The organism is Candidatus Sordicultor fermentans (genome assembly GCF_012728195.1).
In the GTDB taxonomy this organism is placed as follows: Bacteria; Atribacterota; Atribacteria; order Atribacterales; family Caldatribacteriaceae; genus Sordicultor; species Sordicultor fermentans.
This window is the reverse complement of record NZ_JAAYFP010000164.1, coordinates 1-12,518: the sequence shown is the minus strand read 5'-3', so window position 1 is coordinate 12,518 and position 12,518 is coordinate 1. Positions and strand designations below refer to the sequence as shown.

The window sequence follows — 12,518 nt, the reverse complement described above, 5'->3', positions numbered from 1 at the left end:
CTTTCAAGCTTCATCATACTAAAAACTTGGGATTGCTACAAAACGGCAGGGGAGGCATCCCCCTATTTTCTTAGGTAAATCACCGAAGCGGGGTTTATGAGCCTTTAGGAGAAGACTATAATTTTTCTTGAGCCCAGAATTTAACTAAAAACCTTTCCTAAATGGGTTGTTCTATTTAGCCATGATACTGTCTATCTAATACTTAATGGATAGAGTCTCGAAAGCTAATAGTAGAGGAAAAAATAAAAATATCCCTACAAAATGGGTTGACACTATCTTATAGAGCTGTTGTTTCCTAATGCTTATACAATGCCTCATATAGAATTATAGGTGAAAGTAAGCTCTCTATCAAATTTGTTCTACCTTTTCTTTCTTCTTGAAGATAGCATATCCTCTTTTCATTTTGTTACTAAAAGGACATTGTCTAAAGAATTTTAAAGGTGACATTATCACAGAATAACTACACACACAGTGACTGCTTCTTGACAACTCTATGGGATTTAATTAAAATGCCAATGGTCTAAGATTTTTCTTAAAAAGGTGGAGGAAGTTAGAATGTCGACCAAGACTTATGTTCCAGATGCGGAAAAAATAGAAAAGAAATGGTATGTAGTAGATGCCGAGGGTCAAGTTCTGGGAAGATTGGCTTCTCAGGTTGCCCAGATTTTAATGGGTAAACACAAAAGCATTTATACTCCCTTTATGGATGTGGGAGATTTCGTAATAGTGGTTAATGCTGAAAAAGTAAAAGTGACCGGCAAAAAAAAGGACCAGAAGCTATATCGCTGGCATACTGGTTATCCTGGGGGATTTAAATCGGAAACTTTGGGATCTCTTCTGAATCGTCGGCCAGAAGAAGTTATTCGTCGAGCAGTGTGGGGCATGATTCCTCACAATCGTCTGGGAAGGAAAATGATTCGCAAGCTTAAAATTTATTCTGGTCCTTCTCATCCTCACCAGGCTCAGAATCCTATTCCATTGAAAGATAAGGAGTGAATAAAGTGGCAGTAAACCCAAAATATTATGCTACTGGTAGAAGAAAAACCGCGGTGGCCAAGGTATGGCTTACTCTGGGGAGCGGGAAAATAGTGGTGAACGGCCGCGATTTTCGAGATTATTTTCCTTTGCCAGTTTGGCAAATATTATTGCAAAGACCTCTGGCTTTAACCGGGAGTGAAGCTCGGTTTGATGTGGAAGCTAAGGTTTCAGGAGGAGGATTGAGTGGTCAAGCAGGGGCTCTGGCTCACGGGATTGCCCGTTCTTTGGCCCTGGTAGATGAAAATTTGCGACCAACTTTGAAAAAAGCCGGGTTACTAACCCGTGATCCTCGAATGAAAGAGCGCAAGAAATACGGGCAGAGAGGGGCTCGAGCTCGCTTCCAGTTCTCCAAGCGGTAAAGTTTTCTTTTTGCCCCCGATAGGGGGCTTTTCCCCATTTTCTTGCTCTTACCGACTCATTGCCTTTTAGAACATGGGGGAAGAAAGGATTGTTCAAAGTGGCCGTCAGCACTTATCCCCTTTTGGAAATTGACCTGAGTATAATAGAGAAGAACATAAAGGTCCTTCTCAAAAAGTGTGCTAGCTGGCACCTGCATCCGGTAGTAGTAACTAAAGGTTTTTTGGCTGATGCCCCCCTTGTTTATCTTTTTTATCGCTCAGGGATAAGGAGCTTTGCCGATTCTAATCTGGAGAACTTGCTTCACACCAAGAAGCTATTACCCCCCGAGGTGCGACTTTCACTCATTCGCCTTCCTATGAAAGAAGAAGTAGAAGAAATTGTAGCACAGGGGATAATACCTTTTGTTTCTCACTGGGAAATGGTGGAAGCACTCAGCTGTGAGGCGGAAAAGCAGGGAAAGGTTTTGCCCCTTTTTTTAGCTTTAGAAAGTGGCGATGCTCGGGAGGGTTTTCTTCCTGAGGAGATAGAAGAAATGGAGGATAAAATTGATGATTTCCCCCATATTAAGGTAGAAGGGATTTGTTCTACTTTAGCCTGTCTCAGTGGAGTTTTGCCTGACGAGGAGATATTAGAGAGACTTGTAGCTTTTAAGAAGGGGTGGGAAGAGAAATGGGGAAGAAAAATTATTCTCTCTGTGGGAGGGACTACTTTTCTCTCTCTGTGGGAGAAAGAGAAGGAAATAAAAGGAGTAGACGAAATTCGCCTGGGAGAAGCTCTACTTTTTGGGAACGATATTAGCCGGGGAAGGAATATAGAGTGGTTAGAAAGTGGAGCTTTCACTCTTAAAGCGGAAATAGTGGAGATAAAAAGTAAAGAACCCGATAGAGGAAAGGAAACGGGCTTTGACGCTTTTGGAGAACCTGGTTTTTCACCAGAAGCGGGAAAAAGAAAAAGAATGATTCTGGCTCTGGGAAAACAGGATAGTGATGAACATCAATTATATTTTGCCGACGAAAATGCTAAAATAGTAGGAGCCACCAGCAATTACCTGGTTATAGATATAGAGGAAAGCAATAGAGTTTATCAATTAGGAGAAGTGGTGCAATTCCAGGCGGGTTATGGGGCAGTGTTACGTGCCTTTCTCTCTCCCTATGTGAGGAAAGTGTACCACTGGTAGGAGGAAAGCTATGGATAGAAAAAGATTTCGAGGTAGAGACTTTTTAGATCTGGTTGATTATTCCCGGGAGGAAATTCACTACCTTTTAGACACTGCTTGTGAGCTGAAAAGGTTGGATATGATGGGGATAAGGGATGAAAAACCCCTGAAGGGTAAAATAGTGGCCCTTCTTTTTGAAAAGCCCTCCCTGCGAACCCGGGTTTCTTTCGAAGTGGCAGTGCGACACCTGGGGGGAGAAAGTTTTTACCTTGGATCTCAAGAAGTGGGATTGGGACAGCGAGAGGCAGTGAAAGATGTAGCCCAGGTTTTAGACCGGATGGTGGATGGTCTCGTGATTCGTACTTTTGCCCATGAAAACCTTCTGGAAATCGCCCGCTTTGCTTCTATTCCAGTGATTAACGGTCTTTCCGATCTTTATCATCCCTGCCAGGTGTTAGGTGACCTTTTGACTATTCAGGAGAAAAAAGGAAAACTCCGGGGATTAAAAATCTGTTTTTTAGGAGATGGCAACAATGTCTGTCACTCCTGGATAAATGCTGCTTCTATTCTGGGGCTGGAGCTCGTAGTAAGCACTCCAGAGCGCTATCGAATTTCTTCTCAAATTTGGGAGGAAGCACAGGAGAGAGGAAAGAAGAATGGTGCTCGAATAATTTATGAAGTTGACCCCCAAAAAGCAATAGAAGGAGCGGAAGTGGTTTATACTGATGTATGGGCTAGTATGGGTAAGGAGGCAGAAAAAGAGGAGAGGAAAGTTTTTTTACAACCCTATCAGGTGAATAGTCATCTTCTATCTAAAGCTTCCCCTGACTTCATAGTTATGCATTGTATGCCTGCTAAACGAGGAGAAGAAATTACCGACGAAGTTATGGATGGGCCACATTCAGTAGTAGTGGACGAAGCGGAAAATCGTCTTCATGCTCAGAAAGCTCTTTTGACTCTAATTTTGAGTTAGGAGGAGGCCTGGTTGTTTCCAGCTTGGCTGTGGCGTTTTATACCGGAAGTCATAATACTATATTATCTTTTTTATCGTTTGGGTAGCCTGGTGCGAGGGACTTCCCTCTTTTTATCTTTCAAATGGCTGCCCCTTTTTTTTCTTCTGGCTGGTGCTTCCAATTTTTTAGGATTTCGAGAACTCAAGTTTTTCTGGGAACTGTTGATTTTTACTTACCTGGCAGGAAGCTTGATAGTTTTTCAGCCCGAGCTCCGGCGGGTTTTCTTTAACCGGATTCACCATCGGGGAGAGTCGGTTAGAGATTACTTTTTCGAGGATGAGGAAAACAGAAGTGAATTCATCAATAATATTGCTTTAGCCTGCCAGACTCTCTCGCGTAAAAAAATAGGAGCTTTGATAGTTCTGGAACGTAATGATAATTTGCGAGATTTTATCCAGACCGGTGTGGCTATCGATGCTTTCTTTTCTCCGGAGCTCTTGTTCTCTTTGTTTTTACCCGAGTCTCCTCTTCACGACGGTGCTGCTATCTTAAGGGAAAATCGAATTGTAGCAGCGGGGTGCATTCTCCCTTTAGCGGAAAGTACCGAAGTTAAAAAATTGGTGGGAACTCGCCACCGAGCGGGAATCGGGATAACCGAACAAACTGATGCTCTGGCTTTAGTAGTTTCGGAGGAAACTGGTAAAATATCTTTAGCTGTACATGGTAAAATGGCCTGGGATATTGAGATAGGGGCATTGAAAAAGATGCTGAAAATTTTGTATAAAAAGGTGTGAAAAGTGGCCAGGATAGAAAGACTTAAAAAGAGGTGGCAAGATTTTAAACGGAAGCGAAAAAGAGATAGAGAAATCAGAATTTGGGCTTGGTTATTAGCTTTGAGTTTCTGTTTTTTTCTGTGGAGCGAAATACTGTAGTATCGAAATAAAAAGACGAAGGCTTTAAAGAAAGGGGGATTATTCCTTGAATAGCTTTACCAGCAAAAACATAAGAAATGTAGGTCTTTTTTCTCATGCCGGGTCGGGCAAAACTACACTGAGCGAGGCTTTACTTTTCAATGCTGGGCTGTTGTCCCGTCGAGGTAAGGTGGAGGAAGGTAATACTGTCTCTGACTGGCAACCAGAAGAGATAAAAAGAGGTATATCTATTGACCTTTCTATTCTTCCCTGGGAATGGAAGGGATGTAAAGTTAATTTAATTGATACTCCAGGATATGCTGATTTTGTAGGCAATGTTTTAGGAGCAATAAGAGCAGTGGATAGTGCAGTGGTGTTATTGTGTGCGACCTCAGGAGTGGAGGTGGGGACAGAAAAAGTTTGGGAATATATTTCTCGGGAAAACCTGCCGGTCATTTTTTTTATTAACCGGATGGATAGAGAAGGAGCCAATTTTGATGAGGCAGTAGAGGAGTTGCAGGAGAAAATAAACCCCAGAGCCACTCCTCTTTTTATCCCGGTGGGCAAAGAGAGTGACTTTAGAGGAGTGATAGATTTGCTTCATTTTCGAGCTCTTTACTTCGGGAAAGAAGGAAAGGTAGAAGAGGGAGAGATACCGGAAGAGATGAAAGAAGTAGCACAAAGAGCTCGAGAAAATTTAGTAGAAAACATAGCTGAAACCAACGATGACCTTCTGGACCTGTATCTCGAGGGGCAAGAAATCTCTCCTTCTCAATTGGAAGAAGCTTTACGCGTTGCCATCCGGGAGCGTCATATATTCCCCATTCTATGTGGTTCAGGAGTAGAAAATAAAGGGGTGGATATCTTAGCTGACTTTTTAGTAGATTTTGCTCCCTCACCCTTGGAGCGCCCTCCGGTGCGGGGAATTAATCCTCTCACCGAAGAAGAGGAAGAGAGAAAATGCGATGAAAATGAACCATTTTCTGCACTGGTATTCAAAATCATCAGCGACCCTTATGTAGGAAAACTGGCTCTTTTCCGGGTTTTTTCTGGAAAAATTTCTTCCGACTCCCGTCTTTACAATGCCTCACGAGGGGTGGAAGAAAAAGTAGGACAACTCCTCTTTTTGCGGGGAAAGAACCAGGAATCAGCAAAAGAGATAAAAGCAGGAGATATAGGAGTGGTGGCGAAAATTGATGAAGTTTACATTGGAGACACCCTGGCCGATCGGGAACACCCCATTGTTTTCCCTCCCATTTCCTATCCCGAACCTACTTACATGGCGGCTATCAGGCCTTTGGGTAAAGGAGACGAAGAAAAAATCAGTCAGGCTCTGTCCCGGCTCATGGAAGAAGATCCTACTTTCCGGTTGTATAGAGACCCGGATACCAAGGAAGACATCGTTTATGGAATGGGAGATATCCACCTGGACGTTTTAACGGAAAAGATGAAGAGAAAATTTGGAGTGGAAGTTTCTCTTACTATTCCCCAGGTTCCCTATAAAGAAACTATCAAAAAACCTGCTAAAGCAGAAGGAAAGTATAAAAGACAATCGGGAGGAAGAGGACAGTATGGACACGCTTTCCTGGAACTGGAGCCTCTACCCCGGGGGCAGGGCTTTGAATTTGTGGATAAAATCGTGGGAGGGGTTATCCCTCGAAACTACATTCCTGCAGTAGAAAAAGGGGTGCAGGAAGCAATGCAAGAAGGTGTTCTGGCTGGATATCCAGTGATAGATGTGCGGGCTACTGTTTATGATGGTTCTTATCACCCGGTAGATTCTTCTGATATGGCTTTTAAAATTGCTGGCTCCATGGCGTTCAAAAAAGGGGCGAGCGAAGCTGAGCCGGTTCTTTTAGAGCCGATAATGAGCGTAGAGGTGATAGTGCCTGAAGAGTATATGGGAGATGTTATTGGTGACCTCAATAGCCGAAGAGGAAGAATTTTAGGCATGGATCCTCAAGATAGCTACCAGAAAATTAGAGCTCTGGTGCCTCTGGCAGAGCTTTTCCGCTACTCAGTGGATTTACGCTCCCTTACTCAGGGGCAGGGATATTTTACTATGAAATTTTCCCATTATGAAGAAGTGCCAGCTCAGCTTGCTGAAGCTATAATTGAGAAGGCCAAGAAGGAAAAAGAAGCGGTTTCGTGAAGCAGGGAATTTTAGTGGGAGTGGATATAGTAGAGATAGAGAGAGTAGAAAAAGCGGTAGAGAGATTTGGTGATCGCTTTTTGAACAGGCTTTTTCTGGAAGAGGAACTCAGTTTTTACCGTTCTCCAGGGAGGCGGCGAGAAGGGATAGCAGCTCTTTTTTGTGGTAAAGAGGCGGTAAAAAAACTCTTTTTATCTAAAAATTTCCTTCTTCCCTGGCGGCAGGTTAAAATAGAACACACCTCCGGGGGAAAACCGGAAGTTAAACTTTCTCCTTTGGTTCCTGCTTTTTTTGAAGAGATTGACATCTCTATTTCTCACAGCCACCAGTTCGCGATAGCGGTGGCGATAGGGGTAGAAAAAGAAGGTGTAAATAATGGAACTGGTTAGCTCGCAAACCATGCAAAAGGCGGAGAAGGCCCTTTCTGAGAAGTATGGAGTAGATACTTTGCTGTTGATGGAAAATGCTGGACGAGGAGTGACGGAGGAAATAGTAAAAGTTCTGCAATGCCACTCTTTCTCCAGAGTTTATATAATGTGCGGAATGGGCAACAATGGCGGGGATGGGTTAGCGATAGCTCGCCATCTTCGCCTCCGTTTTCCTACTCTTTCTATTTTAGTTTACCTTGTGGGTAAAGGGAAAGAGTTAAAAAAAGATGCTCAGTTTAATTACCAGGTAGTGAAGAACTTATCTATTCCTGTGGTGGAGATTTCTTCCTCTCAGGAGGTGGAGTTAGAGAGAGGAGCTCTCGTGGTAGATGCTCTTTTGGGAACCGGTATTACCCGGGAAGTGGAGGGAATATACAGAGAAGTAATAGAAAAAATAAACGCATCGGATAACTTTGTGGTGGCTGTAGATGTCCCCTCGGGAGTGGAGGCAAGCGATGGTCGGGTAATGGGAGAGGCTGTGAGAGCCAACCTTACCGTTACTTTAGGGTTGGTAAAAAGGGGATTATGCAACTTTCCCGGGCGGGAATATGCGGGAAAGATAAAATTAGTGGACATCGGTATCCCTCTTTCCTTAGAAGAGGTGAAGCTCAAAGCCGATGGATTTTTGATTACCCCATCTATGGTAAAAGAAATGCTTCCACAGAGGCACTGGGATACTCATAAAATTTCTGCCGGAGTCTTGGGGGTGGTAGCCGGCTCTTCTCCCCTTTTAGGAGCTGGCCTTTTAGTATGTTTGGGGGGATATCGCTCGGGAGCGGGGATGGTGGTGTGGCCCTTAGCTTCTTCTCTTTCGCCCTTGGTTAAACTCTTTCTTCCTGAAGTGGTGAGTGTTAACCTTTCTTCTTCTGGGGAGTGGCATTATTCTTTATCTCACTGGGAAGTGGTGGAGAAAGCATTCCAGGATAGGAAGTGTGGAGCGCTGGCTGTAGGTCCGGGGATGGGAACCAATCCCTCCACACGTCTCTTTTTAGAGAAAGTGATAGAGAACTCCCGGGGAGTGATAGATGCTGACGCTTTGAATATTATTTCTCAGAATATAGACAGCTGGAAGGGTCACCTTACCGGTTGGGTAATTACTCCTCATTCTGGAGAAATGGCGAGAATCTTAGGTGTTTCGACGCCGGAAGTTAATGAAAATAGAATTGCCGCCAGCTTAGAAGCTTCTTCTCTTCTGGGATGCGTTACGGTTTTGAAGGGAGCAGGGACGGTCGTAGCTTCTCCTCGAGGAGAGATATTTTTAAATCCTACGGGAACTTCAGTCCTTGCCAGTGCAGGAAGCGGTGATGTTCTGACAGGAATTATCGCCGGATTTATGGCTCAGGGGATGAACTCCTTAGATAGTGCAATAAGCGGAGTTTTCCTCCATGGGTTGGCAGGAGAACTCCTGGAGAGAGAAGGAAAAAAACAGATTTTATCTCAGGAAATAGCTGGAAAACTGAATGAAGCTCGAAGGATGGTAGAAAATGGAGAATATACTCTTTCCTTTCTGGATGGAGATTGACGCTCAGAATTTGCATAACAATGTAGAGGTATTGAAGAGGTGGTCTCCCTCTTCTTCCCTTATGGCAGTAGTAAAGTCGGAGGCTTATGGTCATGGATGGGAAGCAGTAAATCTTCTTTATGATTACGGGTTGAGAAAATTTGGAGTGGCTTCGGTAGAAGAAGCGCACGAGTTGAGGAAAAGAGGTATAAAAGGGGATATATATCTTTTGGGAGGATTTTTCACTGAGGAAGCAGAAATGATTCTGGAAGATGGGTTGACTCCGGTGGTTTCCTCCCCGAAGGAACTGCAGGCTCTGGAAGAGTTGGCCAGAAAAGCAAATAAAATCATACCTTTTCATCTGAAAGTAGATACCGGGATGGGGCGAATGGGATTTTTACCTCAAGAGATAAATGGGGAATGGTGGAAAAGGTGGGGAAATAACTGTCATCTTTCCTTGAGGGGAGTTATGACTCATTTTGCCAGTGCTGAATCTGACCCGGCATACACTCACTTTCAATTTGACAACTTTCTTTCTTTTTTGGGTCGGCTTCCTGAAAATAATCCTTCCCGGGAGAGGCACTGTTGTAATAGCGCCGCCTTTCTTGCTTTTCCGGAAATGCATCTTGATTTATCCCGGGTGGGGATTGCCTTCTGGGGTGTTTCTCCCTGGGGAAGAAAAGCCACACTGCCACTGGATTTAAAGCCAGTGATGAGAATAAAGGCCCGGGTAAAGCAGGTTAAAACTCTTCCTCCTGGCTCTTCTGTGGGCTATGGGGGGACTTTTACTACCTCAAGGGAGACTAAAATAGCAATAATATCCATTGGTTATTCTCAAGGCTTGTTTCGCAGCCTCTCTAACCGAATGGAGGTGTTAGTGAGGGGGAAAAGAGCACCATCCCGGGGAAATATTTCTATGGATCAAATGACTGTAGAGGTAACAGGAATTGAGGGAGTGGAAAAAGGAGACATTGCTACTGTGGTTGGAAAAGAAGGAAAAGAGGAGGTAACCATAGAAGAAATAGCGGATTTAGCTCATACCGTACCTCACGAGGTTCTGTGCAGTTTGGGTAAAATTAAAAATCGGATGATTTATGAAAATCATTGCTCGCTGGCAAAGTAAAAGCGAAGAAGAAACTCGAAAGTGGGGAGAGAAGTTAGCTAAAGATTTTTTGCGCCCCGGAGACCTGGTGATAGTGGCTGGGGAGCTGGGGGTGGGTAAAACTCAACTGGTGAAGGGAATAGCTAAAGGATTAGGTATAAAAGAAGAGGTTAAGAGCCCTTCTTTTTCTTTAGTTCATGAGTACAGAAAAGAAGGTTTCACTTTCTACCATTTAGATTTTTACCGTCTGGAAAAGGAAGAAGAAGTGGTAGATTTAGGATGGGAAGAATATCGGGAAGATGAAAAGGGGATAGTGGTGGTGGAGTGGGGGGATAAGTTCCCTTTTCTCTTTTCTCCTCCCTTTTTTCTGGTTCACTTAAGTTATAGAGAGGAAGATACAAGAGATATCGAGGTGTACTATGATTCTTGCTCTGGATAGCAGCACTTCCTGGCTCAGTATAGCTTTAGGTTCTGCTGAAGAGGTTTTTTTTCATCTAACCCACTATACTCAAAAAGACCATTCTCGCTGGCTTATTAAGCATCTGAGCCTTTTACAAAAAGAATTCAACTGGGAAAAAGATCTGGAGATAGTTCTGGTGGGTTTGGGTCCGGGCTCTTTTACTGGAGTGAAAATTGCAAACATTGTGGCAAAAGGCATATCTTACTCTCTGGGAAAACCTCTGGGTGGCTTTTCTACTCTGGAGGTCATCGCTCATCAGGTTCCCGAGCGTATAGCTCAAGATTACGAAATTTTACTCCCTGTAATAAAGCACAAAAGGAAGGAGGTTTTCTGGATGGAACTATCACCTCAGTTCCAGGAGTGTTGCTCTTTTCCAGAAATTCAAGCAGGTCCTAAAGAAGAGGTAGCAACAAAATACGAAGGCAGGAATGTTCTCGTCATTACTCCCTGGGTGGACATAGCGGAATTTTTGGAAAGTAAGGGTTTCTCTTTTTTTGCACCCCGGGAGTCTTTACCAGAAGCACGAGGATTAATAGAATTGTATCGGCGGAGAGAGAATGAAGCGATGGTAAATCGAGAAAATATTTTTACTCTGGTGCCCTTTTATGGCTCAAAGGTCTGGGGATAGAGAACCTTATTTATGGGAAGAAGGAGATTTTAAAATCTCCTGGATGCGGCCTTATCACCTGCCTCAGGTTATGGCCATTGAACAGAGCTCTTTTCCTCAACCCTGGTCTTATTCTTTATTTTTGAGTGAATTATCCAACCAGGCAGCTACCTATTTCGTAGCTTTCTTCCAGGGTAAAATCATCGGCTATCTGGGTCTGTGGATGGTATGGGGGGAGGCTCATATAACCACTTTTGCCATTCATCCTGCCTACCGGGGAGAAGGGTTTGGTAAAAAGCTTTTTGGTTATGCGCTAAATTACGCTAAATCTCAAGGATGTAGTGAGGTCTCATTGGAAGTGCGCCCTTCCAATATTAAAGCACAGAATTTGTATCACGGTTTTGGCTTTAAAAAGATAGGAGTGCGCAAGCGCTACTATGCTGATGGAGAAGATGCCTGGGTAATGAAAAAGGTCTTTTGAGGGAGGATGTTTATTGATTCACGTTTTAGGTATAGAAACGAGTTGTGATGATAGTTGTGTGGCGGTGATTAATGATAAATATCAAGTTTTGTCCAATGTAGTATCCAGTCAAACTGAATTTCATCGTCGTTTTGGAGGAATAGTCCCGGAAGTAGCCTCTCGCAAACATCTGGAGTATCTTCCTCTGGTTTTAGATCAGGCTCTTCGGGATGCTCATCTCGATTTAGAAAATATAGATCTGGTGGCGGTGACTCAGGGTCCTGGTCTTCTGGGCTCTTTGCTCATGGGAGTGTGTTTAGCTAAAACCATCGCTCTTTTTAAAGATAAAACCTTTCTTGGGGTTAATCATCTGGAGGGGCATCTCTTCGCTATTCGTCTCGAATATCCAGAAATCCAGCCTCCTTTTTTAGCCTTGATTGTATCCGGGGGGCACACTGAAATTATTGCTGTCCGGGATTGGGGAAAGTACCGTCACTTAGGAAGTACAAGAGACGATGCTGCTGGAGAAGCTTATGATAAAGTATCCAAGTTTTTAAATTTAGGTTATCCGGGGGGTCCTATTATAGACAGGGTGAGTGAAGGTGCTCAAGGCGACCGTTTCCACTTTTCTGCTGGTTTAGAGGATGATGATACTCTGGATTTTAGCTTCAGTGGATTAAAAACTGCAGTAGTGCGCCATTACTCTTCTCTGAAAGAGGAAGAAAAAAAAGATGAGAAGCTCATTCGAGATTTAGTAGCTTCTTTTCAGGAAAGTGTGGCGAGGGTTTTAGTAAATAAAACTTTTAAAGCTCTGGAAATTTATGGTTTTTCTCAGATAGTTGTGGGGGGAGGAGTGGCAGCCAATCGTCATCTGCGAGCGAAAATGAAAGAAGAGGGAGAAAAAAGAGGAGTGCAAGTTTTTTTCCCTTCTCCTTCCTTTTGTACCGATAATGGTGCTATGATTGCCGCCTGTGGTCTTTTCCACTGGGAGCGAGGGAGAAAAGATTCCTGGGAAATGGACCCCGACCCTCGACTTCCCTTGACTTCTATAGAGTGAAGACCGAAGGGGGAAAATTATCACCCCTCATCCTGCTCTTCTTTCTGGAAGGAAGAGGGAATCTTTTTCTCCAGTGTAATTTTTAGTCTTTTACTTTTCCGTCTTTTGTGCTCTTTTTTTACATTTGTTTGCATTCATTGTTTTTTTGGGGGTTATAGAGGATTTACTCTCTTCTGTCATTCCCAAGATTTTTAGTCGGGAATCCACGTTTTTGCTTTTTTTCTTTTTGGAACCATAGGAGCATCCCCTCCCATTATTTAGATTCCTCGTAGAACCACTCAGGAAAGGGTTCTCATTTCTCTTGGTGCTCTTCTATCTTATGTACTATATAAT

13 protein-coding genes are annotated in these 12,518 nt (G+C 43.5%); all 13 read left to right on the top strand.

The genetic code is table 11. From position 1 onward, the window contains the following. Positions 1-555: 555 nt before the first annotated feature. The 13 genes from rplM (at position 556) to tsaD (ending at position 12,185) form a co-directional block, all read left to right on the top strand. Positions 556-996: a 50S ribosomal protein L13 gene (rplM, locus tag GXZ17_RS08455; protein WP_409376850.1), complete on the top strand. Its 441-nt coding sequence runs from the start codon at positions 556-558 to the stop codon at positions 994-996. A 5-nt stretch (positions 997-1,001) separates the two neighbouring features. Beyond that, the gene (rpsI, locus tag GXZ17_RS08450; protein WP_409376849.1) at positions 1,002-1,397 is read left to right on the top strand and encodes a 30S ribosomal protein S9; all 396 of its coding nucleotides are present in this window, start codon (positions 1,002-1,004) and stop codon (positions 1,395-1,397) included. A gap of 98 nt (positions 1,398-1,495) precedes the next feature. Continuing rightward, complete coding sequence (locus GXZ17_RS08445; protein WP_409376851.1) at positions 1,496-2,575, top strand: alanine racemase; 1,080 nt, start codon at positions 1,496-1,498, stop codon at positions 2,573-2,575. Positions 2,576-2,585: 10 nt separating this feature from the next. Beyond that, complete coding sequence (gene argF, locus GXZ17_RS08440) at positions 2,586-3,527, top strand: ornithine carbamoyltransferase (protein ID WP_409376848.1); 942 nt, start codon at positions 2,586-2,588, stop codon at positions 3,525-3,527. A 12-nt stretch (positions 3,528-3,539) separates the two neighbouring features. After that, a complete protein-coding gene (gene cdaA, locus GXZ17_RS08435; protein ID WP_409376847.1) occupies positions 3,540-4,301 on the top strand; it encodes a diadenylate cyclase CdaA in 762 nt (253 codons plus the stop codon). Between the two features lie 184 nt (positions 4,302-4,485). Further along, positions 4,486-6,570 carry an elongation factor G gene (gene fusA, locus GXZ17_RS08430; protein ID WP_409376846.1) on the top strand — a complete coding sequence of 695 codons (2,085 nt, stop codon included), beginning with the start codon at positions 4,486-4,488 and terminating at the stop codon, positions 6,568-6,570. After that, positions 6,567-6,959, top strand: a complete 393-nt coding sequence (gene acpS / locus GXZ17_RS08425) for a holo-ACP synthase (protein ID WP_409376845.1) — start codon at positions 6,567-6,569, stop codon at positions 6,957-6,959. Before fusA ends, acpS begins: the two co-directional genes overlap by 4 nt. Next, a complete protein-coding gene (locus GXZ17_RS08420; protein WP_409376844.1) occupies positions 6,946-8,520 on the top strand; it encodes an NAD(P)H-hydrate epimerase in 1,575 nt (524 codons plus the stop codon). Before acpS ends, GXZ17_RS08420 begins: the two co-directional genes overlap by 14 nt. Further along, entirely contained in the window at positions 8,483-9,622 is a 1,140-nt protein-coding gene (gene alr, locus GXZ17_RS08415; RefSeq protein WP_409376843.1) for an alanine racemase, read from the top strand. Before GXZ17_RS08420 ends, alr begins: the two co-directional genes overlap by 38 nt. Beyond that, positions 9,594-10,040 (top strand): tRNA (adenosine(37)-N6)-threonylcarbamoyltransferase complex ATPase subunit type 1 TsaE, encoded by a 447-nt coding sequence (gene tsaE / locus GXZ17_RS08410; RefSeq protein WP_409376842.1) that lies wholly within the window; start codon positions 9,594-9,596, stop codon positions 10,038-10,040. Before alr ends, tsaE begins: the two co-directional genes overlap by 29 nt. Next, the gene (gene tsaB / locus GXZ17_RS08405) at positions 10,021-10,689 is read left to right on the top strand and encodes a tRNA (adenosine(37)-N6)-threonylcarbamoyltransferase complex dimerization subunit type 1 TsaB (protein ID WP_409376841.1); all 669 of its coding nucleotides are present in this window, start codon (positions 10,021-10,023) and stop codon (positions 10,687-10,689) included. Before tsaE ends, tsaB begins: the two co-directional genes overlap by 20 nt. Beyond that, positions 10,667-11,149 carry a ribosomal protein S18-alanine N-acetyltransferase gene (gene rimI, locus GXZ17_RS08400; RefSeq protein ID WP_409376840.1) on the top strand — a complete coding sequence of 161 codons (483 nt, stop codon included), beginning with the start codon at positions 10,667-10,669 and terminating at the stop codon, positions 11,147-11,149. The genes tsaB and rimI overlap by 23 nt, the downstream gene beginning before the upstream one ends. A gap of 13 nt (positions 11,150-11,162) precedes the next feature. Beyond that, positions 11,163-12,185: a tRNA (adenosine(37)-N6)-threonylcarbamoyltransferase complex transferase subunit TsaD gene (gene tsaD, locus GXZ17_RS08395; RefSeq protein WP_409376839.1), complete on the top strand. Its 1,023-nt coding sequence runs from the start codon at positions 11,163-11,165 to the stop codon at positions 12,183-12,185. The last annotated feature ends 333 nt before the right edge of the window (positions 12,186-12,518 follow it).

Bases quoted from the DNA above. Each gene is read 5' to 3' on its own strand.
- rplM (WP_409376850.1), top strand. From the start codon at position 556: ATGTCGACCAAGACTTATGTTCCAGATGCGGAAAAAATAGAAAAGAAA.
- argF (WP_409376848.1), top strand. From the start codon at position 2,586: ATGGATAGAAAAAGATTTCGAGGTAGAGACTTTTTAGATCTGGTTGAT.
- GXZ17_RS08420 (WP_409376844.1), top strand. From the start codon at position 6,946: ATGGAACTGGTTAGCTCGCAAACCATGCAAAAGGCGGAGAAGGCCCTT.
- alr (WP_409376843.1), top strand. From the start codon at position 8,483: ATGGAGAATATACTCTTTCCTTTCTGGATGGAGATTGACGCTCAGAAT.
- tsaE (WP_409376842.1), top strand. From the start codon at position 9,594: ATGAAAATCATTGCTCGCTGGCAAAGTAAAAGCGAAGAAGAAACTCGA.
- tsaB (WP_409376841.1), top strand. From the start codon at position 10,021: ATGATTCTTGCTCTGGATAGCAGCACTTCCTGGCTCAGTATAGCTTTA.
- rimI (WP_409376840.1), top strand. From the start codon at position 10,667: ATGGCTCAAAGGTCTGGGGATAGAGAACCTTATTTATGGGAAGAAGGA.